The organism is Actinoallomurus oryzae, from assembly GCF_039541955.1.
Classification (GTDB): domain Bacteria; phylum Actinomycetota; class Actinomycetes; order Streptosporangiales; family Streptosporangiaceae; genus Actinoallomurus; species Actinoallomurus oryzae.
Window position 1 is genome coordinate 1 of record NZ_BAABHF010000097.1, and the last position, 838, is coordinate 838.

At 68.7% G+C, this 838-nt stretch carries 1 protein-coding gene; it reads right to left on the reverse strand.

Annotated elements, in window-relative coordinates; all coding sequences use genetic code 11:
* Window positions 1-838, reverse strand: a protein-coding gene (locus tag ABEA10_RS50925; protein ID WP_345475945.1) for an IS5 family transposase whose coding sequence is annotated in 2 segments (ribosomal slippage) — window positions 1-501 and window positions 503-838 — 837 coding nt annotated over the 2 segments. Because the reading frame shifts where the segments join, the coding sequence is not laid out codon by codon here. This gene is flagged as partial in the annotation.

The window sequence follows — 838 nt, forward strand, 5'->3', positions numbered from 1 at the left end:
GGACTGGGCGGTCTTGTCATAGCGGGTGGCGATGGCGCGGTACTGCTTCAGGCGGCCGAAGCAGCGTTCGACCACGTTGCGCCGCCGGTAGATCTGGGGGTCGAAGACTGGTGGCCGGCCCCCTTGTGAGCCTCGGCGCAGGCGGCCGGCTTGCTGGTCGCGTCGTTCGGGGATGGTCGCGGCGATACGGCGGCAGCGCAGGTAGGCGCGGATCGCGCGGGAGCTGTAGCCCTTGTCGGCGATCACCCGTACCGGACGCCGCCAGGGCCGCCCTGGCCGCTGCCCGCGGTGGCGTGGGATGCAGATCCCGGCCATGACCTGCTCGAACATCGTGCAGTCGTTGACGTTGCCCCCGGTCAGCACGACCGACAGCGGACGGCCATGGCCATCACAGGCGAGATGGATCTTTGTCGTGGTCCCACCGCGCGACCGGCCGATAGCATGATCATCTGGTTCGGCCTGCCCGGTGCGGGCCAGCTCCCCCTGTGTGGCCGGCCGCAGGCCGGCGGGCCCCGGCGGCGTGCTGATGCGCGCGCACGATGCTGGAGTCCACCGACACTTCCCGGTCCAGTTCATCGATCGCCTCGGCGATCACCCTCGCCCGCGACACCAGCATCGTCAGCGTGCCGTTCCGGGACCAGCGCCAAAACCGGTTGTAGACGGTCTTCCACGGCCCATACCGCTCCGGCAGATCCCGCCAGGCCACCCCGGTCTTGGCCTTGAACAACATCCCATTGATCACCCGCCGGTCATCCACCCGCGGACGACCATTGACCCCAGACGGAGGCAGCAACGGTTCGATCGCCTGCCACTGCTCATCACTCAGCTCATGCCTACG